This is a genomic window from Erwinia sp. MYb375 (assembly GCF_037479175.1).
GTDB classification, from domain to species: domain Bacteria; phylum Pseudomonadota; class Gammaproteobacteria; order Enterobacterales; family Enterobacteriaceae; genus Erwinia; species Erwinia rhapontici.
Window position 1 is genome coordinate 53,013 of sequence record NZ_JBBGZS010000019.1, and the last position, 23,752, is coordinate 76,764.

General features: G+C 56.6%; 20 protein-coding genes and 1 pseudogene. 1 reads left to right on the forward strand and 20 read right to left on the reverse strand.

What is annotated here, in order from left to right; genetic code table 11:
• Positions 1–192: 192 nt before the first annotated feature.
• From narI to WH279_RS11060, 5 genes and pseudogenes are all read right to left on the reverse strand, one after another.
• Complete coding sequence (gene narI, locus WH279_RS11040) at positions 193–870, reverse strand: respiratory nitrate reductase subunit gamma (protein WP_200643230.1); 678 nt, start codon at positions 868–870, stop codon at positions 193–195.
• Between the two features lie 3 nt (positions 871–873).
• Positions 874–1,599: a nitrate reductase molybdenum cofactor assembly chaperone gene (narJ, locus tag WH279_RS11045; RefSeq protein WP_339456561.1), complete on the reverse strand. Its 726-nt coding sequence runs from the start codon at positions 1,597–1,599 to the stop codon at positions 874–876.
• Positions 1,596–3,143, reverse strand: coding sequence for a nitrate reductase subunit beta (gene narH, locus WH279_RS11050; protein WP_339456563.1), 1,548 nt, complete (start codon positions 3,141–3,143; stop codon positions 1,596–1,598). Before narH ends, narJ begins: the two co-directional genes overlap by 4 nt.
• A pseudogene (locus tag WH279_RS11055) lies at positions 3,140–6,901 on the reverse strand (nitrate reductase subunit alpha). Before WH279_RS11055 ends, narH begins: the two are co-directional and overlap by 4 nt.
• Before the next feature lie 36 nt (positions 6,902–6,937).
• The gene (locus WH279_RS11060) at positions 6,938–8,326 is read right to left on the reverse strand and encodes a NarK family nitrate/nitrite MFS transporter (RefSeq protein ID WP_339456565.1); all 1,389 of its coding nucleotides are present in this window, start codon (positions 8,324–8,326) and stop codon (positions 6,938–6,940) included.
• A gap of 328 nt (positions 8,327–8,654) precedes the next feature.
• Between WH279_RS11060 and narL the strand changes: the two genes are divergently transcribed.
• Positions 8,655–9,326: a two-component system response regulator NarL gene (narL, locus tag WH279_RS11065; RefSeq protein WP_339456567.1), complete on the forward strand. Its 672-nt coding sequence runs from the start codon at positions 8,655–8,657 to the stop codon at positions 9,324–9,326.
• Positions 9,327–9,418: 92 nt separating this feature from the next.
• Here the strand turns inward: narL and rpoS are convergent, their stop codons facing one another.
• From rpoS to ispD, 15 genes are all read right to left on the reverse strand, one after another.
• Positions 9,419–10,411 carry an RNA polymerase sigma factor RpoS gene (rpoS, locus tag WH279_RS11070; RefSeq protein WP_133846013.1) on the reverse strand — a complete coding sequence of 331 codons (993 nt, stop codon included), beginning with the start codon at positions 10,409–10,411 and terminating at the stop codon, positions 9,419–9,421.
• Positions 10,412–10,461: 50 nt separating this feature from the next.
• Positions 10,462–11,583: a murein hydrolase activator NlpD gene (nlpD, locus tag WH279_RS11075; protein WP_339456570.1), complete on the reverse strand. Its 1,122-nt coding sequence runs from the start codon at positions 11,581–11,583 to the stop codon at positions 10,462–10,464.
• A 167-nt stretch (positions 11,584–11,750) separates the two neighbouring features.
• Positions 11,751–12,377: a protein-L-isoaspartate(D-aspartate) O-methyltransferase gene (locus WH279_RS11080; RefSeq protein WP_200643223.1), complete on the reverse strand. Its 627-nt coding sequence runs from the start codon at positions 12,375–12,377 to the stop codon at positions 11,751–11,753.
• Positions 12,371–13,132 (reverse strand): 5'/3'-nucleotidase SurE, encoded by a 762-nt coding sequence (gene surE, locus WH279_RS11085; protein WP_200643222.1) that lies wholly within the window; start codon positions 13,130–13,132, stop codon positions 12,371–12,373. The genes WH279_RS11080 and surE overlap by 7 nt, the downstream gene beginning before the upstream one ends.
• 168 nt (positions 13,133–13,300) lie before the next feature.
• Complete coding sequence (locus WH279_RS11090; protein WP_339456575.1) at positions 13,301–14,389, reverse strand: fatty acid desaturase family protein; 1,089 nt, start codon at positions 14,387–14,389, stop codon at positions 13,301–13,303.
• Complete coding sequence (locus WH279_RS11095) at positions 14,386–15,486, reverse strand: acyl-CoA desaturase (protein ID WP_339456577.1); 1,101 nt, start codon at positions 15,484–15,486, stop codon at positions 14,386–14,388. Before WH279_RS11095 ends, WH279_RS11090 begins: the two co-directional genes overlap by 4 nt.
• Positions 15,479–16,600: a sterol desaturase family protein gene (locus tag WH279_RS11100; RefSeq protein WP_339456579.1), complete on the reverse strand. Its 1,122-nt coding sequence runs from the start codon at positions 16,598–16,600 to the stop codon at positions 15,479–15,481. Before WH279_RS11100 ends, WH279_RS11095 begins: the two co-directional genes overlap by 8 nt.
• Entirely contained in the window at positions 16,597–17,208 is a 612-nt protein-coding gene (locus tag WH279_RS11105; protein ID WP_339456581.1) for a phosphatase PAP2 family protein, read from the reverse strand. Before WH279_RS11105 ends, WH279_RS11100 begins: the two co-directional genes overlap by 4 nt.
• Positions 17,205–18,494 carry a F390 synthetase-related protein gene (locus WH279_RS11110; RefSeq protein WP_339456582.1) on the reverse strand — a complete coding sequence of 430 codons (1,290 nt, stop codon included), beginning with the start codon at positions 18,492–18,494 and terminating at the stop codon, positions 17,205–17,207. The genes WH279_RS11105 and WH279_RS11110 overlap by 4 nt, the downstream gene beginning before the upstream one ends.
• Positions 18,491–19,297 carry an MBL fold metallo-hydrolase gene (locus WH279_RS11115; RefSeq protein WP_339456584.1) on the reverse strand — a complete coding sequence of 269 codons (807 nt, stop codon included), beginning with the start codon at positions 19,295–19,297 and terminating at the stop codon, positions 18,491–18,493. Before WH279_RS11115 ends, WH279_RS11110 begins: the two co-directional genes overlap by 4 nt.
• The gene (locus tag WH279_RS11120) at positions 19,290–20,306 is read right to left on the reverse strand and encodes an NAD-dependent epimerase/dehydratase family protein (RefSeq protein ID WP_339456586.1); all 1,017 of its coding nucleotides are present in this window, start codon (positions 20,304–20,306) and stop codon (positions 19,290–19,292) included. Before WH279_RS11120 ends, WH279_RS11115 begins: the two co-directional genes overlap by 8 nt.
• Positions 20,303–21,322 carry a 3-oxoacyl-[acyl-carrier-protein] synthase III C-terminal domain-containing protein gene (locus WH279_RS11125; RefSeq protein WP_339456588.1) on the reverse strand — a complete coding sequence of 340 codons (1,020 nt, stop codon included), beginning with the start codon at positions 21,320–21,322 and terminating at the stop codon, positions 20,303–20,305. The genes WH279_RS11120 and WH279_RS11125 overlap by 4 nt, the downstream gene beginning before the upstream one ends.
• A 175-nt stretch (positions 21,323–21,497) precedes the next feature.
• Entirely contained in the window at positions 21,498–22,547 is a 1,050-nt protein-coding gene (gene truD, locus WH279_RS11130) for a tRNA pseudouridine(13) synthase TruD (protein ID WP_339456590.1), read from the reverse strand.
• A gap of 3 nt (positions 22,548–22,550) precedes the next feature.
• Positions 22,551–23,024, reverse strand: coding sequence for a 2-C-methyl-D-erythritol 2,4-cyclodiphosphate synthase (ispF, locus tag WH279_RS11135; protein ID WP_133846025.1), 474 nt, complete (start codon positions 23,022–23,024; stop codon positions 22,551–22,553).
• Between the two features lie 11 nt (positions 23,025–23,035).
• Positions 23,036–23,740, reverse strand: coding sequence for a 2-C-methyl-D-erythritol 4-phosphate cytidylyltransferase (gene ispD, locus WH279_RS11140; protein WP_339456714.1), 705 nt, complete (start codon positions 23,738–23,740; stop codon positions 23,036–23,038).
• Positions 23,741–23,752 lie beyond the last annotated feature (12 nt).

A 23,752-nucleotide genomic window follows, 5' to 3' on the forward strand; every position in this document is an offset into this window, starting at 1 on the left:
CGGGGGCGGGTCATGCCCCGCCCCTACGCTAATATCAAAGGTATATCGTAGGAGCGGACATGGCCCGCCCCTACGCCAATATCAAAGGTATATCGTTGTAGCGGGTCATGGCCCGCCCCTACGCCAATATCAAAGGTATATCGTAGGGGCCAGGCATGCCTGGCCCTCGGATGGTGAATTGCACTGAGATCATCAGCGGCGGTTACGCACCAGTTGGTAGCGGCGCGTAAGGTATTCAACTGGCGCACTCCAGATATGCACCAGACGGCAGAACGGGAACAGTAAGAACAGCGTCATTCCCAGTACCATATGCAGACGGAAGATCACCGCCACACCATCAAGATGATGTGATGCCCCGCCCTGGAACGTCACAATACTCTGCGCCCAGCTTGTCAGCTTCAGCATCTCGCTGCCATCCATGTGCTGAGCCGAGAAGTGAATGGTGGTCAGCCCCAGCAACGCCTGCAGCACCAGCAGCGTCATGATCAGAATATCAGCAGCACTACTGGTGGCACGGACCCGCGCATCGGTCAGACGGCGTTTAAGCAACAATCCACCACCAATCAGCGTCATCGCACCAAAAATCCCGCCCGCGATCATCGCCAGCAACTGTTTTTCCGCCGCTGAAAGAAAAGGCTCGTAGACCCAGTGTGGGGTCAGCAGGCCCACGAAATGCCCCAGCAGGATCCCGATAATCCCCACGTGAAACAGGTTCGATGCCAGCCTCATTCCTTTCTTACTTAACATCTGACTGGAGCCTGCGCGCCAGCTGTATTGCCCGTAGTCGTAACGCAGCCAGCTGCCTACCAGGAATACGGTCCCGGCGAGATAAGGATAAATATCAAAGAAGAACTGATTTAAAAACGCCATGATTTACTCTCCTCTCGCCGCCTGGCTTGATGCTGAAATATCGAGATACTGTGGCATCACTGCCGCAGAAGAACGCGGTTGCTGCGCAGGTTCGCAGCCACTACCGCCCGGATTCATCTGAGCGATAAACGCCACCTGCTCCTCTTCCCATACGGCATCCAGCGCCGCGGGCGTATCATCGCGTGCTTCCTGAGCCACCTGCTCTTGCAATAATGCAGGGTTCGCACTGCTGCCAGAAAGCGCCAGCAGTAGCGAAAACAGCGGCGCAAAATCACTCTGTCGCTCGTCCAGTCTTGCCGCCAGCAGCGCCAGAATCGGCGCGACATCCTGAAGGCCTCGCCGGATGCGATCCCGATCTCCTTGCGCCAGATATTCCAGGTACAGCGGTAAAAAGTCCGGTAACTCTTTCGCATTCAGCTCCAGTCCATCAGCACGGTATTGCGCCAACAGATCCACCATTGCCTGGCCGCGATCGCGCGATTCGCCGTGCACATGTTCAAACAGCAGCAGCGATGTCGCCCGGCCACGATCAAACAGCTCGCAGTACTCTGCCTGCCTGTCCAGCAGGGGCCGGGAGGCTGATTTCTGGATCAGACTGACCAACAACGTCTGCTGCTCAGCATCCAGTTCTTCCGCCTGTGCCAGGGCGGCAAGCACCTCATCCTGATGGTCGACAAAGTCCTGCTGCGGATAATCAAGCAAACGGGCAATAATACGCAGAGCAATCATGAGTTGTTCTCCGCGTCATAAGGGGTTTTCTTCGATACATCGATCGCATCAATACGGCGGCTGTTAAACAGGTTAAATTTAACGTCACTGCCGTGGCAGCCATCACCAAAACTAAAACCGCATCCTTTGCTTTCCGGGAACGCATCACGCGCCATTTCGCGATGACTGCTCGGGATAACAAAGCGGTCTTCGTAGTTAGCAATCGCCAGATAACGATACATTTCCTGCGCCTGCGCTTCCGTCAGCCCCACCTGTTCCAGCGCACGGACATCATGAACGCCGTCAACGGTTTCTGCGCGCTTGTAGTGACGCATCGCCATCAGGCGATTGAGTGCCTGCAGTACCGGTGCAGTGTCTCCGGCCGTCAGCAGATTAGCCAGGTACTGCACCGGAATACGCAGGCTTTCCACGTCCGGCAGCACACCGCTGTGCGCCAGCATTCCGGCATCCGATACCGACTGAATCGGTGACAGCGGCGGGACGTACCATACCATCGGCAGGGTGCGATATTCCGGATGCAGCGGCAGTGCCAGCTTCCAGTCCATCGCCATTTTGTACACCGGAGACTGTTGCGCCGCATCGATCACGCTCTGCGGCACACCGTCTTTTAGCGCCTGGGCAATCACGGCCGGATCGTGGGGATCGAGGAACACATCCAGCTGACTTTGGTAGAGATCTTTTTCGTTCTCTACCGCAGCAGCCTGCTCAATACGGTCAGCGTCATACAGCAGCACACCAAGATAGCGAATACGGCCTACGCAGGTTTCCGAGCACACGGTCGGCTGGCCGGATTCGATACGCGGATAGCAGAAAATGCATTTTTCCGACTTGCCACTTTTCCAGTTGAAGTAGATCTTTTTGTAAGGGCAGCCGGTAATGCACATGCGCCAGCCGCGACACTTATCCTGGTCGATCAGCACGATGCCATCTTCCTCACGCTTATAGATCGCCCCGCTCGGACAAGTTGCCACACAGGCTGGATTCAGACAGTGTTCACACAACCGTGGCAGATACATCATGAAGGTGTTTTCGAACTGTCCATACATCTCTTTCTGCATGTTGTCGAAGTTTTTATCCTGTGAGCGTTTTGAAAATTCGCCGCCGAGGATCTCCTCCCAGTTCGGGCCATTTTCGATCTTCTTCATGCGTTTGCCGGTGATCAGCGATCGCGGGCGGGCAATCGGCTGATGTTTCCCGGCAGGGGCGTTGTGCAGATGCTGATAATCAAAGTCGAACGGCTCGTAATAATCATCCAGCCCGGGGAGGTCGGGGTTGGCAAAGATTTTCGAAAGCACGCCCACACGATTTCCCATACGTGGCACCAGCCTGCCATTGATCTTACGGATCCACCCCCCCTTCCATTTTTCCTGATCTTCCCAGGCATGAGGGAAGCCCACACCCGGTTTGCTTTCAACGTTATTGAACCAGGCATATTCCATACCTTCACGGCTGGTCCAGACGTTTTTACAGGTCACCGAACAGGTGTGACAGCCGATACATTTGTCGAGATTGAGCACCATCCCGACCTGAGAACGAATTTTCATTGGCCTGCCTCCTGCTGACTACCCTGGCAATCATCGTTGCCTTCACCATCTAACCAGTTAATCTGATTCATTTTTCTCACGATCACGAACTCGTCCCGGTTGGAACCGACGGTGCCGTAATAGTTAAAGCTGTAAGCCAGTTGCGCATAGCCGCCAATCATATGAGTCGGTTTAGGGCACACGCGCGTGACGGAATTATGGATACCACCGCGCTGGCTGGTGATCTCCGACCCGGGAATATTCACGATGCGTTCCTGAGCGTGATACATCATGGTCATGCCCGCCGGGACGCGCTGGCTGACAACCGCACGGGCGGTCAGTGCACCGTTGGCGTTAAACGCCTCGATCCAGTCGTTATCGACGATCCCCAGCGCCTGCGCATCCTCCTCACTCATCCAGACAATCGGTCCGCCGCGAGAAAGCGTGAGCATCAACAGGTTGTCGCTGTACGTGGAGTGAATGCCCCATTTCTGGTGCGGCGTCAGGAAGTTAAGCGCTCTTTCCGGGTTACCGTTCGGCTTTTTGTTCAGCAGCGGCTGCACCGTGCGGGTATCAATCGGCGGACGATAGACCAGCAGGCTTTCACCGAAGTCACGCATCCACTGATGATCCTGATACAGCTGCTGGCGGCCACTTAGGGTACGCCACGGGATCAGTTCATGGACGTTGGTATAGCCTGCGTTATAAGAGACGTGTTCATCTTCCAGGCCTGACCAGGTTGGGCTGGAGATAACTTTGCGCGGCTGCGCCTGAATATCGCGGAAGCGGATCTTTTAATCTTCTTTATTCAGCGCCAGATGGGTGTGATCGCGTCCGGTAAACTCGCCCAGTGCCTGCCAGGCTTTTACCGCGACCTGACCATTGGTTTCCGGTGCCAGCGACAGGATGACCTCGGCAGCATCAATCGCGCTGTTGATGTTCGGACGGCCGGCTGCCGGGCCTTCTGCCTTGACGTAGTTGAGTTTTTTCAGGAAATCGACTTCCGTCTGGGTATTCCAGCTGATGCCTTTACCGCCATTGCCCAGCGTATCCAGCAGTGGGCCCAGCGAGGTAAAGCGTTCCCAGGTCGCCGGATAGTCACGCTCGACGGTGACAATATGAGGTGCGGTTTTCCCAGGGATCAGATCGCACTCGCCCCGGTGCCAGTCCTGTACCTCCAACGGTTGCGCCAGTTCCGCAGCCGAGTCATGCTGAATCGGTTGGAGTACCACATCGGTTTCTTTACCCAGATGACCGATGCAAAGTTCAGAGAATGTTTTGGCGATGCCTTTGTAGATCTCCCAGTCACTGCGGGATTCCCAGGCCGGATCGACCGCCGCCGACAGGGGATGAATAAACGGATGCATATCCGAGGTATTCATATCGTCTTTTTCATACCAGGTGGCGGTTGGCAGAACGATATCGGAATAGAGGCAGGTGCTGGACATACGGAAATCGAGGGTCACGACCAGATCGAGTTTCCCTGTGCCCGGATTATCCTGCCACTCAACTTCCTGCGGTTTGACACCGCCCTGCGCGCCCAGGTCGCTCCCCTGAATCCCATTTTCCGTCCCCAGCAGATATTTCAGCAGATACTCATGCCCCTTACCCGATGACCCCAGCAGGTTGGATCGCCAGACAAACAGGTTACGCGGGAAGTTCTGCTCATTATCCGGCTGTTCAGCGGCAAAACGCAGGCTACCCTCTTTCAAACCGTCGACGGTGAAATCCAGCGGTGTTTTACCTGCGGCCTGTGCCTGCGCAGCAAGGCGCAGCGGATTGGTATTTAATTGCGGGGCGGAAGGCAGCCAGCCCATGCGTTCGGAACGCACATTAAAGTCAATCAGGCTGCCGCCGTAGCGCGATTTATCCGCCAGCGGTGACAGCAGCTCATCAGTGCGCAATGTTTCATAGCGCCACTGGCTGGAGTGGTTGTAGAAAAATGAGGTGCTGTTCATCTGGCGCGGCGGACGCTGCCAGTCAAGGCCGAAGGCCAGCGGCAACCAGCCCGTTTGTGGACGGAGCTTCTCCTGACCAACATAGTGCGCCCAACCGCCGCCGCTCTGCCCCACGCAGCCACAGAACACCAGCATATTGATCAAACCCCGGTAGTTCATGTCCATGTGATACCAGTGGTTCAGGCCGGCACCGACGATAATCATCGAACGTCCACGGGTTTTTTCTGCGGTTTCTGCAAATTCACGCGCTATACGCACAATATTCTGGCGGGATACGCCAGTGATCTGTTCTGCCCAGGCCGGGGAATATGCTTTCACTTCGTCATAGCTGGCGGCACAGTTAGCATCATCCAGCCCGCGATCTACGCCGTAGTTTGCCAGCGTCAGATCATACACGCTGGTGACAAGGGCACTCGATCCATCGGCCAGTTGCAGCCGTTTTACCGGCAGCCTGTGCAGCAGAATTTCATCCAACTGCACGCGGTTGAAATTCGGGTTATCTATTGCACCAAAGTAAGGGAAACCAACATCGACCAGCTCGTCATACTGGCCCAGCAGGCTGAGTTGCAGCTCGACTTCCTCCTGATTTCTACCTTCGCGCTGCTCAAGGTTCCATTTGCCTTTCTCGCCCCAGCGATAACCAATTGACCCCTGCGGGGCCACCAGCTCACCGTTTTTCTGGTTAATGGCAATGGTTTTCCACTGCGGGTTATTCTCCTGCCCCAACCCGTCCACCAGATCGCTGGCACGCAGCATACGTCCGGCTGCGTAATAGCCGCCTTCGCGCTGCTCCAGCAGCACCAGCATCGGCATATCGCTGTACTGGCGCACATAGTTGCGGAAATACTCCACCTCGCGCTGATGGTGGAATTCGGTCAGGATCACATGGCCAAATGCCAGCGCCAGCGCGCTGTCAGTCCCCTGCTTCGGGCTCAACCAGTGATCGCACAGCTTGGCAATTTCAGCGTAGTCCGGGGTGATCGCAACGGTTTTGGTGCCTTTATAGCGGACTTCGGTAAAGAAGTGTGCATCCGGGGTTCGCGTCTGCGGCACGTTACTGCCCCAGGCAAGAATATACGCGGAGTTGTACCAGTCTGCCGACTCGGGAACATCGGTCTGCTCACCCCACGTCATGGGTGATGCGGGTGGCAGGTCGCAGTACCAGTCATAAAAGCTCAGACAGATGCCGCCAATCAGTGAGAGATAGCGTGAACCGGCCGCATAGGACACCATCGACATCGCCGGAATAGGCGAGAACCCGATAATACGGTCAGGTCCGAACGCTTTCGCCGTATAGATATTGGCGGCCGCAATCAGTTCATTTACTTCCTGCCAGTCGGCACGAACAAAGCCGCCGCGCCCGCGAGCCTCTTTATAGCTTTTTGCCTGCTCAGGATTGTCCACAATCGACTGCCAGGCGAGGACCGGGTCACTGTGCTGCGCTTTTGCCGCGCGCCAGAGACTGACCAGGCGTTTGCGCACCAGCGGGTATTTCAGGCGGTTGGCGCTGTACAGATACCAGGAGTAACTGGCCCCACGCGGACAACCGCGCGGCTCGTGGTTAGGCAGGTCGGGTCGGGTACGCGGGTAGTCCGTTTGCTGGGTTTCCCAGGTCACCAGACCATTTTTGACATAGATCTTCCAGCTGCAGGAACCGGTGCAGTTCACACCATGAGTAGAGCGGACGATTTTGTCATGCTGCCAGCGGCTGCGATAACCCTCCTCCCAGTCACGGTTGGTGTTCAGTGTTTGCCCGTGCTGGCCGGAGAACGGCTCACCCAACTGTTTAAAATAACGTAACCGATCAAGAAACTTACTCATTCGACATGCTCCAAAACACTAAAAGGATGCTCGCGTTTATTTCGTTTTTTTACGGCCGTAAACCAGCCAGGTAATCGCGATACAGATGAGATAAAACACCAGGAACACTTTCATCGCTCCGGCGGGTGAACCGCTGAGTGACAGTGACATTCCGAAGGTTTGCGGGATAAAGAACCCACCCAATGCACCAATTGCTGAGATAAAACCGAGTGCGGCGCTGGTATCGGTAACGGCTTCATGCTGTGCAGCTTCATCGCTTCCGCCTGCTGCCTTAACCCGGTCAATGGTGATTTTTCGGAAGATAACGGCAATCATCTGGAAGGTGGAACCACTTCCCAGTCCCGCCGCGAAGAACAGCACCATAAACACGCCATAAAAGGCGATAAATGAACCTGACTGGCCTTCACCCGGAAGCGTCAGGAACAGCAGTGCGGTAAATACCGCCATCAGAATGAAGGTGAACAGTGATACCCGCACGCCACCAAGGCGATCGGAGACGATGCCACCCGCGGACCGTGCCAGTGCCCCAATAAAGGGACCAAAGAAGGCGTAATGCATGATGACCACATCGGGGAATTGTGTTTTGGACAGCATGGCAAAACCGGCAGAGAAACCGATAAACGACCCAAACGTCGCAAGGTACAACAGCGACAGGATCCACAGATGCCCGCGTTTCAGCACGGGCAGTTGCTGGCGCAGAGAACTTTTCGCCGCAGCCAGATCGTTCATACCAAACCAGGCGGCGAACGTGGCGATGAGCAAGAACGGCACCCACATCCAGGCCGCATTTTCTAACCACAGCCCATTTTCTGCATGAGAAGACGGGCCGCTAAAGCAGCTAAACAAGGCTACCGAGATAGCAATGGGTGCAAACAGCTGCATCACGCTGACACCCAGGTTACCTAACCCACCATTGATTCCCAGCGCAGCGCCCTGACGGGCCTTCGGGAAGAAGAAGCTGATATTGCCCATGCTGGAAGCAAAGTTAGCCCCGGCAAAACCGCACAGCAGAGCGATCACCACAAATACGGCATAGGGCGTGGCTGGGTTTTGCACGGCAAAACCCAGCCAGATACAGGGCACCAGCATCAGAGCAGTGCTGAACGCCGTCCAGCGACGGCCACCAAACACCGGGACCACAAACGAATAGGGAACGCGCAGCAGCGCACCGGAAACCGATGGCAGCGCGGTCAGCAGGAACAGTTGATCGGTAGTGAAGTTGAAACCGACTTTATTGAGATTGACTGCAACGGTGCTAAACAGCATCCAGACGCAGAAGGCGAGTAACAGGCAGAACACAGAAATCCACAGATTTCGGCTGGCAATCCGTTTGCCAGTTTGTTTCCAGAAAACGACGTTTTCAGGCTGCCAGTCCTGAATAAGCGCACGATTTTTCGTCCCTGGCGATGCGTTAATTTTCGACATAATTTTCTCACTGACTGTGTATTTATCAGCTATCCTGGGCATCTCAGGCAGGGTTTAAATTGACGTGTATCAAGCGGGTTGCAGGTGAGAAAGCGCCGATTCAGGGGGAGTATGGTGAGGGACGTGGAGGGAGTAGATTATTAAAATCAATATAATCAAATATTTATAAATTTTATGTTGTTTTATTTTCTGAACCACCCAAATATAGATATTTGGTATTACCACAAAATAGGTATGGGAATAGAAAGGCCAATCGGTGACAATCCTCCGCTGCCACTTCATCTGAAGAGTTAGCATTCCGCGAATCGGCCACCAGCAGGAAGACAGGATGACAACCCAGCTTACGCAATTGCTCTCCAATAAACCCGCCAGTGTATTATTGATCGACGATCACCCGATGATCCGTAACGGACTTAAGCAACTTATCGGTCTCGATTCACGTTTGTGCGTGGTAGGGGAAGCCAGTAACGGGGCGGATGGTGTAGCGCTGGCAGAAAAGCTTGAAGCGGATTTGATCCTGCTCGATCTGAATATGCCCGGCATGAACGGTCTTGAAACGCTGGAACAGCTACGGGCCATCGATGCCTGCGGTCACATTGTGGTTTTCAGCGTGTCAGACTATGAAGATGATGTGATCAACGCATTAAAGCGCGGAGCTGATGGCTACCTGTTGAAAGATATGGAGCCTGAAAGTTTGCTGGAGTGCCTGCATCGGGCCGCTGCCGGGGAGCTGGTGTTGAGCAATACCCTGCCGTCTCTGTTGGCCGCCAGTCTTCGCCAGCAACGCGCCCCGCCACTGGCCGAAAAACCAGACTTCACCACACGCGAACGCGATGTTCTCCGGTTAATCGCCCAGGGCATGAGTAATAAGCTGATTGCCCGCAGACTGGGGATCAGTGAAAGTACCGTGAAGGTGCATGTCAAACATCTGCTGAAAAAACTGAATATGAAATCCCGCGTTGAAGCCGCCATCTGGGCACTTCAATGCGGCGAGGTGTGAGATAACCTACAGGCAAAAAAAAACGGTGACCGAAGTCACCGTTTCTCGCATTACTCAATTCATCAGGCGGTTGCGCAACCTGTTTCGCTTAATTATTCACGAAACAGGGCTTCAATGTTTAGCCCCTGAGCCTGCAGGATCTCACGCAGGCGGCGTAAACCTTCAACCTGAATCTGGCGCACACGCTCGCGGGTCAAACCAATTTCACGACCCACATCTTCCAGCGTTGCCGCTTCATAGCCCAACAGGCCGAAACGACGTGCCAGCACTTCACGCTGCTTGGCGTTCAGTTCGAACAACCATTTGACGATGCTTTGTTTCATATCATCGTCCTGCGTGGTGTCTTCCGGGCCGTTTTCTTTTTCATCGGCCAGGATGTCCAGCAGCGCTTTCTCAGAATCACCGCCCAGAGGCGTATCAACTGAGGTAATGCGTTCGTTGAGACGCAGCATCCGGCTGACATCATCAACAGGTTTATCTAACTTCTCGGCAATCTCTTCCGCACTGGGCTCATGATCGAGCTTATGGGAAAGTTCACGCGCGGTACGCAGATAAACGTTCAGTTCTTTCACGATATGAATTGGCAGGCGGATAGTACGGGTTTGATTCATAATCGCCCGTTCAATCGTCTGACGAATCCACCACGTGGCATACGTTGAGAAGCGGAAGCCTCTTTCCGGGTCAAACTTCTCTACGGCGCGGATCAGACCGAGGTTACCTTCTTCAATCAGGTCCAGTAGTGCCAGACCACGATTGCTGTAGCGACGGGCGATCTTCACCACCAGACGCAGGTTACTTTCGATCATACGACGACGAGAAGGAATGTCACCACGGAGTGCACGACGAGCGAAGAATACTTCTTCCTCTGCCGTAAGCAACGGAGAATAACCAATCTCTCCTAAGTAGAGCTGCGTTGCATCCAGTACGCGCTGGGTTGCGCCCTGTGATAACAGCTCTTCTTCTGCTAAGTCGTTATCACCAGGTTCATTTCCGACAAGTGCCTTCTCGTCAAAAACCTCAGCTCCGTTTTCGTCGAATTCCGCGTCTTCATTTAACTCGTTAACTTTCAGCGTATTCTGGCTCATAAGCGGCTCCTACCCGTGATCTCAGGGCAGAACACCAGGGTTCTGCCGGATTAACGTTGCGGTAAATAGCGCAACGGATTTACGGATTTCCCCTTGTAACGAATTTCAAAGTGCAATCTAACCGAACTCGTGCCGGTACTACCCATTGTGGCGATCTTCTGACCCGCTTTCACTTCTTGTTGTTCACGGACCAGCATGGAATCGTTGTGGGCATACGCACTCAGGTAGTCATCATTATGTTTGATGATAATCAAATTACCGTAGCCACGCAGAGCATTACCGGCATAAACCACGCGGCCAGAGGCGGTGGAGATGACGGACTGACCGCGCGAACCCGCAATATCGATGCCTTTATTGCCCCCTTCGGAAGCAGAGAAGTTATCGATGATCTTACCGTCTGTCGGCCAACGCCAGCTTCCCACTGGGGTTGCGCTGTCTGTTGTGCTACTGACGGTCGGGGCGGTAACCGGAACTGTTGTCGTTGCAGCAGTTTTCCCGGACGAAGGCAGCATTTTGCCTTCACTTGGTGTACCTGAATCCTCAGAATACGTAATTACCGGTTGGTGTGCAACCGTTCCGGTGTTCATTTGTGAACCGGAAGAAGCCGTGGTCATGCCGCCAGCATTGGCATCTGCTGCCGTGACCGCATTGCCCCCGGTGATTGGGCTACCAGAGCCGTTCGCTACCTGCAATTGCTGGCCAACGTTGAGCCCATAAGGCGCGGCAACGTTATTGCGCTGGGCAAGATCGCGGAAATCGTTACCGGTAATCCAGGCAATATAGAACAGCGTATCACCCCGTTTTACGGTGTAAGTATCACCGCCATAGCTACCTTTAGGAATATTCCCATAACTGCGATTGTACACAATTCGACCGTTTTCGGTCACCACATTCTGATTTTGGCTCGTGGAGGAGGCAGATGAAGTGGCAGTCATTCCCCCACCCGATACCGGAGGGCGAGCCGGGCGGATAAACCCGCCGTTGCTGCCACCTGCGCTACTGGTCATGCCCGAGTTGCCAGAATTGCCGCTCATCATGCCGGAGTCATTTCCGCCAACTGAGCTGATGGGGGCCTGTGCGTTATCGCTGCTGGTACAACCTGCCAGCCAAAATCCTACTAATGAAACGGCCGCAAGACGGCGTAACTTAAATACTGGGCTTCCCGTGCTCATTCAATCCCCCATTACGGCAATACTTTGACGAAAAAAATATAAATAACATAACAGCAGCACGACTGACGGCATCAAGCCCGCATGCGCAAATTTAGTCAGATACTAGCAATATCAATGACTGCGTGCCATGAAACAGTTGTATAGAAATATCCTGGTTGTTGCGGATATCAGGCAAGATCACCTTTTACCAACGGGACAAAACGGACGGCTTCGACGGTTTCGATGATAAATTCGTCACCTTTACGGCGAATACGCTGCAAGACCTGCTGCTCTTCCCCCACCGGCAACACCATGATACCGTCCTCATCAAGCTGCGACATCAATGCCTCAGGAATTTCAGGCGGTGCTGCCGTGACGATAATCGCATCAAACGGCCCGCGCGACGGCCAGCCAAGCCAGCCATCACCATGACGGGTAGAGACATTATGCAGATCCAGCTGCTTCAGGCGGCGCTTGGCCTGCCACTGTAAGCCTTTAATCCGCTCGACTGAGAAAACATGCTCCACCAGGTGGGCCAGAATCGCCGTCTGATAACCGGAACCCGTGCCGATTTCCAGCACGCGTGATTCCGGCGTCAGGGCCAGCAAGGACGTCATTTTTGCGACCATGTAAGGCTGGGAAATCGTCTGCCCGGACCCTATGGGCAACGCCGTATTTTCCCAGGCTTTATGTTCAAAGGCCTCATCAATAAAGCGTTCACGCGGCACATCTTCAATGGCTTTCAGCAGCCGTTCATCATCGATGCCTTGTTGCCGCAACTGCGTCAACAGCGTCTCTATCCGCCCACTCACCATTCGCGATTGACCTCAACGTTGGCTAACCAGGAAGAGACGACCTCCTGCGCGGCATGAGCAGTCAGGTCAACATGCAGTGCGGTCACCGAGACATACCCCTCATCGACGGCGGCAAAATCCGTGTCCGGGCCTGCATCGAGCTTTTCACCCGGCGGTCCAATCCAGTACATCGTATTACCGCGCGGGTCCTGCTGCGGGATGGCCTGATCGCTGGGATGGCGGCTGCCACAACGGGTGACGCGAATGCCTTTGATTTGATCGAGGGGCAAATCCGGCACATTAATATTCAGAATACGCCCGGTACGCAATGGCTCACGCAGTAATGCTTTCAGGATTGAACAGGTGACGGCGGCGGCGGTGTCGTAATGCACATGCCCGTCAAGGGAGACCGCCAGCGCAGGCAGCCCCAGATGCCGCCCTTCCATCGCAGCGGCTACCGTACCTGAATAAATCACATCATCGCCCAGATTGGGTCCCGCATTGATCCCCGACACCACGATATCCGGCTTAGGACGCATCAGGGCATTCACCCCGAGGTAGACGCAGTCAGTCGGCGTACCCATCTGCACCGCAATATCCCCGTTGGGATAGTTAAAGGTACGCAGAGGCGTTTCCAGCGTCAGCGAGTTCGACGCCCCACTACGATTACGATCGGGCGCGACAACCTGCACCTCAGCAAACTCACGCAGCGCTTTTGCCAGCGTCTGTATGCCTGGCGCATGGATACCGTCATCGTTACTCAGTAAAATGCGCATTGAGACCTAACCTGTTGATAAATTTTGTTCACCCTCCCCCGAAAACTGACTCGTGTTCCCGGGGCGTCGGATGCGGCTGAAAACATTTTAGCTGGATGCGCCGGGGAGTGGTAGGTGTAAATATCTGGTAAATAAAGGATGCCAGTGGACCATTGCAGGGCGGGCCGATCAGCTTTCGGCCTTGTCTTTTCCCAGTTCCTGTAAAAAACGCTGCTGCGAACTCATCAGCTGAGTGAGCGTCAGGCACTGATAATCATAACCATAACGCGCGGCGATCTGCGCAATGATCCCCGCCAGCATCGGATAATGTCGATGGTTCCAGTGGGGGAACAGATGATGCGTTAAGTGCAAATTCATTCCGCCCAACCAGTACCCCAGCCAGTGCGGCCGCGTCGTCCAGTCACAGGTGGTCGCAAACAGGTGGGTGTAGCGGCTGTGGGGCAATTTTCCCTGTTCGGTGGGCTGGTAGCTGTTTCCTTTCGCCCAGTGAGTACCGATGATCAGCATGACAAAAACCAGCGATGCCAGCATCTGACAGGAAAGATAAACCAGCACGATTGTGCCGATGCCTAAAGAAGGCGGCAGCAGCCATAAGGGCAGCGCCAGCACCAGTAAAAAATGGCCCACTTTTACCAGTAAAAAAGCCGCCCAGCCTTGGATACCCTGCAGGCGCATTTTCGCCCCTACGCGTGTCTGCCCGGCGCGATCCAGCCAGTCAAACAGCCAGATATAATAGGGAAACGTCAGGGCAGCCACCAGCGGCCAGTAATAGCGCTGATAGCGCATTAGCGGGCGCAGGCGCTGAAAACGCGACTGGCGCAGAATGCCGTTCTCTTCCATATCCGGGTCATACCCGATGACATTATTGCCGGTGTGATGCATCAGCACATGGCGCACCCGCCAGCACTCCGGGTCCAGCCCCAGCGGAATAGTAGCCAGCACATTCAGCCAGCGATTGGCGGCTTTTGACCTGAAAAAAGCCTGATGCGAGGCATCATGTACCACATTGATCGTCAGCAGCATGGCAAAGAAGCTGACCCCGGCCTGGCAAGCTGCCCAGCCCGTCCAGTGAGTCTGCTGCAAGCCAAGCCAGCAGCAACCGGCAGCCAGTAAGGCCAGCAGCACCGCTTTGGCGATCATCGCCCCGTTGGCAAAACGGTGGTCGCCGTGCTGATCGAGCCACGCCTGAGTGGCGCGCGTCAACTCACGGTGAAATTGCAGATTTTCACGGGAAAAACGCAGCGGTGGCGGGTTCATGCAACCTCCTCCGGCTGTCCCATCCGGCGTAAAAATGTCTGCTGACGCCGCAGCAGTTCACGATAACTGATACAGCGATAATTCATGCCGTGTTCGCTGGCAAGCCGGGAAAGTCTCTGCGCCAGTGCCGGATAATGCCGGTGATGCCAGCCGGGAAACAGATGGTGCGTCAGGTGCATATTTAGCCCGCCAGTGAAATGCCCGATCCAGGCGGGCGAAGGCTGCCAGTCGCAGGCGGTGGCGAAGTTATGGCGATACCAGCCTTGCGGCAGCTTCCCGTCAGGCCCGACCTCGAAAAACTCCGCCTCAGCCCAGTGGGTGCCCAGCAGCAGGAATACCACCAGCAAAGAAGCCACCATCTGGCTACACAGCCAGGCACCCAGCACCACGGACATCGCGATGCCATTCTGCTCTGCCGCCCACAGCGGTACAGCGAGAACCAGCAGCAGATGCAGCACCTTACAGCCGCAAAACAGTAACCAGCCACGGACACCCGGCATCACGCGCCTTCCCGCCAGCGGCGTTTTTCCACAACGGTCGGCCCAGTCAAACACCCAGGCCAGATACGGCAGCGACAGTGCGGCCACCAGTGGCCAGTAAAGATGCTGCCAGCGCATCCACGGTCGCCAACGCTGATACGGGGTTTGCCGGAAGAAACCGTTCTCTTCGGTATCGAGATCGTAATGTTCGATATTGGCATAAACATGATGAAAATGGACGTGGCGCACGCGCCAGTAATCCGGATCCAGCCCCAGCGGCAGCGTCACCAGGCGGCTGATAAGACGATTAACACGCGGCGAACGGCTGAAGACACCGTGGCTGGCATCGTGGTTAACCACAATATTGAGCAGCATCGCCATCAGCATAAACAGGAGATAGCAGAGAACAAATCCACCGCTGCTGGACTGAAGCAGGCTCAGCCCGTAGCAGGAGACACAAAGCACCAGCAATACCCCGGCCTTCAGCCAGTCCCCGCGACCAGCGAAACGATGGTCTTTCGATGCGGAAAGATACTGATGCGCGGCCCGCTGCAACGCCTGATGGAATGCCTGTTCGCCGTCCGGAGGATAACGCAGCGGTGGCAGTGAATCAGCCATGTTCTGCCTCCGGGATCAGCACCTGACGCCCCCACCCCGCCGCCAGTGCGATGCTGTGCAGCATCACCAGCAGTGCGCCCGCCAGCCAGATCTCAACCGACTCGCGGCACAGGATAAACCACGCCGGATACGCCAGCCCCACCGCCAGCCACAGAAGCGGGCTCCAGCGCCGTCCTTCCGACAACCCACCTAATGCCACCGCCCCGAGCGCCAGCAACACAAACAGCGCCACCTGTTCCCCGCCGATATTGTGATAGCCGTAGCCATATATCCAGACATAACTCGCCACCAGTACAAACAACAGCAGCATACCGCTGGTCAGTGCGCGGGCGCGGCAATGAAACGCCGCTACGCGTTTCGCCGGAGAAAATGGCAGTTTAAACAGCCGGAAGAATGGCCGGTTACTTGCCCAGAACGGGTTACGGGATGAGCGCTCCCCACCGGTGCCGAAGCGATACTCTGTTTCTGGCAGACGGGCAAATGTCCCAAACATTTTGTCCCAGAAAATAAAGCTGCCGCCAAAATTCTTATCGGAATAAGCACGATCGCAAACGTGATGGACACGGTGATGGTTCGGCGTCACCAGAATATATTCCAGCCAGCCCAGCTTCGGCGTCAGGGCGTTGTGGTTAAACAACTGCATGCTGTAGTGGAAAATCGATACGGTGATAAACACCGACAGCGGCACACCGGCTATCGCCAGCAGCAGGAAAAAGGGAATCGAGGTCAGTGAAGAGTACCAGGAGTTACGCACCCCCAGCGACAGATTAAAGTGCTCGCCCTGGTGATGGACGACGTGTACGGCCCACAGCAGACTGAAACGATGATGCAGGCGGTGCAGCCAGTAAAAGGCAAAATCCCAGGCCAGCAGCGCAAACAGCCACAGTCCCCATGTCGGCAGCACATCCAGCCAGTGCTGGCTGAAGTGCAGCGCCACATAGCCGTAACAGGTCACCTCAAGGCCACGGAACAGCCACAGCATGATATGCCCGGAGTTGAGGTTGAACACCACATCATGCCAGTTGACCTGCTGCTTATCCTGACGATTCAGCACCAGCGCCTCGGCCATCACCAGCAAGACCATCGCCACAATCGGCACGACCAGATCACTCATTGCCGCTCTCTCCATGAAAAAGGAAACGTCTGTGCTGCCCGCAGGCAGATCCAGCCGCAGACCAGCGCCACCAGCGCACCGCTGACCAGGTCAATAAACAGGTGGCGGCGCAGCTGCAGAATCGATACCGCGATCAGCGCCCCCCACAATAACAATAGCCCGCTGCGCCAGCGTTGTTCAGGCTGATACAGCGCCCAGACCGCCAGCAACGACAACGCCATATGCAGCGAGGGCAAACAATTCTGCGTTGAATCGGCGGCCACCAGCTGCGCCAGCAGATGCGAACTCAGCCCCTGGCCGTGATCAATGGGATAGACCAGCGTGGTGGGCCATAGCAAATACACCGCACCGCATACCAGCGCGGTGAGGATCATTGAGCCCGTTAACCAGCGCAGTTTCTCCGGGCGGCAGAACAGATAGCCCGCCGGGATCAGCAGGAAAAATGAGAGGTAGAGCCAGATACCATCGGCACTGAACGGGATCATCCGGTCAACGAGACCGGGGTGCATCACCGTGCCGGGCCCCTGCCAGCGATCGCTGAACGTGTAGATCACCCCGACACTGCCCCAGCCCGCCAGCATCGCCACTAAACGACGTAACAGATTCATACGCCTTCTCCTTTCTGGCGAATAATACGCCGCCGCTTGCGGTCAAACTGCGGCATCAGCGGCTGTACATTGAGCTGCCAGCGCAGCGTCTCCGTGGCGATCCCCTGCTGTGCGAACAACGCAATCAGCGCCTGCTGGCAGGCGACCAGCGACGCTTCATCCGCATCGCTGATCAGCTGCACATCGTGCATCCCCGTCTGCACCAGCCGGTAATCACTGGTTAGCGGCAGGGAACGGGCAATCGCGCGGCTGCACACATCGGCAAAGACAGCCTGCGCGTCACCCTTCATATCAGGTAGCAGAAGCTGGTCATCGCGACGCCCTTCTATGGCCTCCAGCACGCGTGTCGGCTGCCCGCAGGGGCAAGGTTCCGTTGCGGCGACCAGCACATCGTCCAGCCGGTAGCGAATCACGGGCTGTGTGCGTCGGCTGAAATCCGTAATCACCGGCGTGAAGCGCCGCTCATCAATCCACTCCGGCTGCACGTGGATAAATTCTTCGTTAAGATGCAGACGCCCATGAGAACAGCTGGCCGCGAGAAACCCCTCGGTGGCTTGATAGACCTCGGCCACATCGCCGAACACCGTTTCTAACAGCAGGCGATCCTGTGGTTCCAGCACTTCCGCCACGGAGATCACCCGGCTGACGTTCAGTTTAAGCTGCCCGCTCTGCACGGCCAGTGCCAGCGCCCGCAAGACCTGTGCTGGTGCCACAATGATCGTCGGTGCAAACGCCGGCAGCGTACGTAAATGGTCACTGAACGGTGCGAACAGATCAAAGAATGCCAGGCTCAGCCAGCGGGTATCCACGCTGTGATACAGATGATTATCGGCACGCAGAAACAGCGCCACACGTTCACCGGAGAGCAGCCCGCGTGGCAGCATCTTCGCCAGCATACCGCCTGCCCAGATGCGCTGTTCCTGTGGACTCACCACAAACACGCCGCGCCGCCCGGATGTGCCGGACGATAAGCCCACGCTGAAGCGCCCGACTTTCGGCGCAAAATCGCGGTCCTGTTCACTTTTCAGGGCGCACTGGAGCAGCGTATCCACCTGCAGCCCGGCGGTATTCATCTGATCAAAGTGGGTCATCATCTGCGCTTTGTCACTCAGCGGCCATGACGACAACGGCAGATGACAGAACGGGGCATAGAACGGACTTTTCGCCATCACCTGACGGGCAAAACGTTGCAACTGCCTGGCCTGCCACCGCTCCAGTGCCGCGCGATCGCGAAACCGCAGCCGCCGCGCACGGAAGTAGTGCCACAGCATACGTACCGGGATCATAAATCCCCCTCGTGACACAGCAGAATACGCACTTTTCCGCCTCGCCAGAGCTGGTGCAGCTGGTTGAGCGTGCGGTAATAGGCGGCGCTGTCATCCATAATCAGACTGGCCAGCCGTGAGGGGCCGCGTAATTTCTGGTAGTTATCCGGGCACCAGGCGGCATCGCTGGCCAGCAGCGTCCAGCCATCATCCTGCAGGACAAACGCGCCAAGCTGACCCGCAGCGTGGCCCGGCAGCGCGACCAGCAGAATTTCGCCGTTGCTGTCCGGCAGTTGCCAGCCGCGCTCAAAAGGATGAAGTTCAGCGGGGAGATCGACAACGTCGAAGCGCTCAACACAATGCAGGCGTGACTCAAAATCAGCCGGGATCAGTCCCGCCACAAAGGCATTTTTCAGCGCGCGCAAACCTTTCAGGCTGCGGGTTTTCTGCCAACCCTCCCCGGAGGCGATCATTGGAACGCCCGGAAAATCGTGCAGACCGGCAATATGGTCGCCGTGGAAATGGGAAATAATCAGTCCCTGAATATCATCAGGTTGATATCCGGCCTGGCCGAGCTGCGCCACCAGCGCCTGCTCTGGCGAGAAGTACACCGGGGTCAGCTGTGCATAGAGACGGAAAATGCCCTGACGGGTGTGATCAATAAAGTGGCTGGCGTAGCCGGTATCCCATATCCAGCGGCGGTTATTGGCCTCCAGCAACCAGGCTCGGGCAGGAAACTGACAGACGCGCAGCCCGGCACCGCGCAGTGCCATGCAGCCACGGTGAGTGCAGTAACCCACGTCGAACGTCGTCAGTTTAGCCACGCTGACCCACTCCCTGCTGCCGCCACCATGCCCCGGTCAGCGCAATCGCCTCATCCATAGAATAATGCGGGCGATAACCCAGTTCATCGATGGCACGCTGCTGGCTGAGGGTCATATCCAGGCTCACCGCGCCGACGCTGTAGCGGGTCAGTAACGGCTCACGCCGCGTCAGTAACGCCGCTCCCTCCATCAATGCCGCCACGCCATAAAGCAGGCTGGCAGGCAGTGAGCGGATCGCGCAGTTCAACCCAAGCTGCTGGTTAAGCAACGGGCGCAACACGTCCGCCAGCGTTACCGGCTGCTGATTGGTCACGTTATACACCGCGCCAGAAGCCAGGTCCGGTACATCGGTCGCCAGCCACATTGCCTGCACCACGTTGAGTACAAAGGTCAGATCGAGCAGCGTATTCCCGCCGTTGGGCAGCCGCAGCACGCCATTATCACGCTGAATCTGTGCCAGCAGGCGCGGCACAATCACCCGATCGTGTGGACCAAACAGCGCACGCGGACGCAGCATGACAAACGTGGTGGCAGGGTGCTGTGCCACCCGCTGCAACACCACCTGCTCGGCGGCATATTTGCTGGCGGCATAGTGATTGGCAAAACGCCGGGCGCGGAAGGTTTCATCAATATCGTGATGAGGGGAATAATCGAAATAGATTGAGGGTGTGGAGATATGAATAAAACGCCGAACGCCCCGCTGCCCGGCGGCAGCCGTCAGACGCTCAGTGGCCGTAACATTGGCCTGCCAGAAATCGTCACGCGGCCCCCAAGGCGAGGATTTGGCAGCGCAGTGCCACACGACCTCAGCCTCGCCGACCAGGTCAGCGCAATCGGCAGCCGAAGCCCGGGCCAGATCCAGGGCGGTAAACTGCGCCCCGCACTGCCGCAGTATCTCTCCCACCGCATCATCACGCCCGGTTGCCAGCACCTGATGCCCGGCCGCCAGCAGCCACTCAACGGCGTTGCGCCCCAGGCCACTGGTGGCCCCGGTGACCAGAACCTTCACGGCAGCAGCACCATGCCACCCAGGGTTAACCCGGCGGCGGTACCAATCAGCATCACCGGGCCTTTTTGGAAACGATCGGTAACCATCGCTTCATGAAGCGCGCTGGGAATCGATGCCGCCACCTGGTTTCCGCGATAACGGTAAATATCCACCAGCGCATCACTGCTGACGTTCAGCCGTTTACGCATATGTTCCAGCGACAGGTGGCTGGCCTGATGCGGCACCACCGTGGCGATCTGTGCCAGAGTCAATCCGGCCATCGCCAGCAGGCGCGCCAGATAATCTTCGATCAGCCCCGAGGCCTGACGGAACAGTTTTTTGCCCTGCATATGGAACAGGAAATCGCTGTCGCGCATGCCCGCACGCGGGTTGCAGCGCGTGCCTCCGGCACGGATCTCACAGAGTTCACTGCCATCCGGCCAGCTCTCCATCAGGCAGGAGAGAATGCCGCTTTGCCCATTGCCGCGTTCCACGATGGCGCAGGCCGCGCCGTCGCCGAAGATCAGCGATGACTCTTCATGCTCCCAGTCAATACCGCGTGACGCCAGCTCAGTCGACACAATAGCAATGCGCCGATAGGCACCGCAGTTCACTAATCCCCCCGCCACCTGCAACGCCGAAATAAAGCTGACGCAGCTGCTGTTGATATCAAACACCGCCGTACCCGGCGTCAGCGGTGACAGCTTAAGCACCTGTATGGCACTGCACGGCAGCGCCTGCACGGCAATGGCCGAAGCAAAGATCAGCAGATCAATGGAAGCCGGGTCGATATGTTGCGCACTCAGTGCCGCCGCCAGCGCATCGGCGCCCAGTTGCGCCTGACTGGCCTGATGATCGGCATGAAAGCGGTGAACAATGCCCGACCGTTTTTCAACATAGCCGGGTTTCATACCCAGACGTTCATCGAGCATCGCTGAGGTCACGCAACCGGGAGGCAGTGCCACACCGCTGGCAATAATCTTCAAAGGCACAAATGCCCTTGTGCTCTCCGGCACTGGCAGATGGGGTTGTTTCATCCGTATTCCCATTAACAAAATTGTTAAGTTATTTCGCATTGTAACGGAAGTACGGGTTCTCGCAAAATCGCCAGAAAAGAAGAGGATACAAGGGTTCAAACAGTGAAAGGAACGGCTGACTTAAGGCGATAAATTAGCAGAGCCTGCTGGGGATCAGGCTCTGCTGCAAAGGGAATTACTCGTCAACCTCAGTTACGCTGCCCTGGGTCAACAGCAGTTCGCGCACCACGCTGGTGGCAAAGCTGCCCGCCGGCAGCCAGAAGTTCATCTCCAGCGTGACGTCATCCAGCCAGTTCCACTGCAGATCGCGCGGGATCACCAGCATTGCACGACGAGCGGCCTCCACGCGTTCACGATCCATCAGCGCGATCAGCGCCGCTGCACCGGCCAGGCTATTCTGCTCAAAGGCCAGCGCTTCGTCACGCGTACCCCACTCGCCGCTGCCCGGCAGCGGTGCAGTAATACGCAGTTCACTGGCGTTAACGCGCTGTTGCAGGGTGTCCAGCTCCGCAGCATCTGCCACAAACCAGCTGCCGCGCCCGGTCAACTGCAAGGCATCGCCCGGCAGCACCTTGCACAGTGAACCCTGCTGCGCCAGACGATCACTGACCACCTGGTTAAACATGGCGCTGCGGGCAGCGGACAGAATAAAGCTGCGTTTATTGCGCTCACGCACGCGGATTTCATCTGCAGCCCAGCGCTGCGCCATCGTCAGATTGTTACCCTCATGGCCGAAACGCTGGCTGCCAAAGTAGTTGGGTACGCCGTCACGAGCAATCAATTGCAGGCGCTGTTCCACCGCATCACGGTCAGAAATCTGGCGCAGTACCAACGCAAAGGCATTGCCCTGTAACGCACCGGTACGCAGCTTGCGGCGATGGCGGGTGCTTTCCAGCACCTCCACACCTGCCAGCTCAAACGCACTGAGGTCCGGAGTAACTTTGCCTGGTACACGCAGGCAGAACCACTGCTCGGTCACCGCATGGCGATCCTTCATCCCGGCAAAACTGACGTCACGCGGATGAATGCCAACAAACTTTGCCAGCGCTTCGGCGACAAAACGGGTATTGCAGCCATTTTTGCGAATACGCACCAGCAGCTGTTCGCCATCACCGTCCGGGGCGTAGCCGAGGTCTTCGATCACAACGAAATCTTCCGCGTGAGCCTTCAGCACACCGCTGGCAACCGGCTGACCGTGCAGCCAGCCCTGTTGGGTTAAATCCATCGGTTACACCTTCATCAACAGGGCAACGGCTTCACAAGCGATGCCTTCACCGCGCCCGGTAAAACCGAGTCTTTCGGTGGTGGTCGCTTTCACATTGACCTCATCCATATGGATCCCGAGATCTTCAGCAATATTGATGCGCATCTGCGGCGCATGAGGCAGCATTTTCGGTGCCTGAGCAATAATCGTCACATCGACGTTACCCACGCGATAGCCTTTTTTGGCGATCTGACGCATCGCTTCGCGCAGCAGTTCGCGGCTGTCTGCACCTTTATAAGCTTCATCGGTATCCGGGAACAGTTTGCCAATATCGCCCAGTGCCGCCGCACCCAGCAGCGCATCTGTCAGCGCATGCAGGGCAACGTCACCATCAGAATGCGCCAGTAACCCTTTTTCATAAGGGATTCGTACGCCGCCAATAATCAGCGGGCCTTCGCCACCGAAGGCATGGACATCAAAACCGTGACCGATACGCATTATGTGTTCTCCTAACGTTGTATTTGGGTCAGATAAAATTGCGCCAGCGCCAGGTCTTCCGGCCTTGTCACCTTCAGGTTATCACTGCGCCCGCTCACCAGCTCAGGGTGGTAGCCACAATATTCCAGCGCAGAAGCTTCATCCGTGATCGTTGCGCCTTCATTCAGCGCACGCAGCAGGCAGTCATGCAATAACGCCTGCGGGAAAAGTTGCGGTGTCAGCGCGTGCCACAGCGCTTCGCGCTCAACGGTATGATCAATATTACTGCGGCCCCCAATGGCGCGTTTCATCGTATCGCGCACCGGGGCGGCGAGAATACCGCCCACCTCACTGGTGGCGGTCAGTGCCAGCAGCCGGGTCAAATCGCTGAGATGCAGGCAGGGGCGTGCCGCGTCATGCACCAGCACCCACTGCGCCTCTTTTGCCGCCTGCAGACCTGCCAGCACCGAATCAGCGCGCAGTCCGCCACCGACCACCGTCGTCACACGCGCATCCGCGGCCACGGGCAACTGACGGAAATGGATATCCTGCGGGCTGAGCGCAACGATCACCCGGCTGACGGCCGGATGAGCCAGCAGCGCATCGATGCTGTGTTCCAGAATGGTTTTTTCACCAATGGTGAGATACTGCTTGGGGCATTCGGAGAGCATACGGCTACCGATCCCCGCAGCGGGGACGATGGCGATGATCTCCGGAGAGGGTTCGGCGCTATTCATGATGCTCATGGT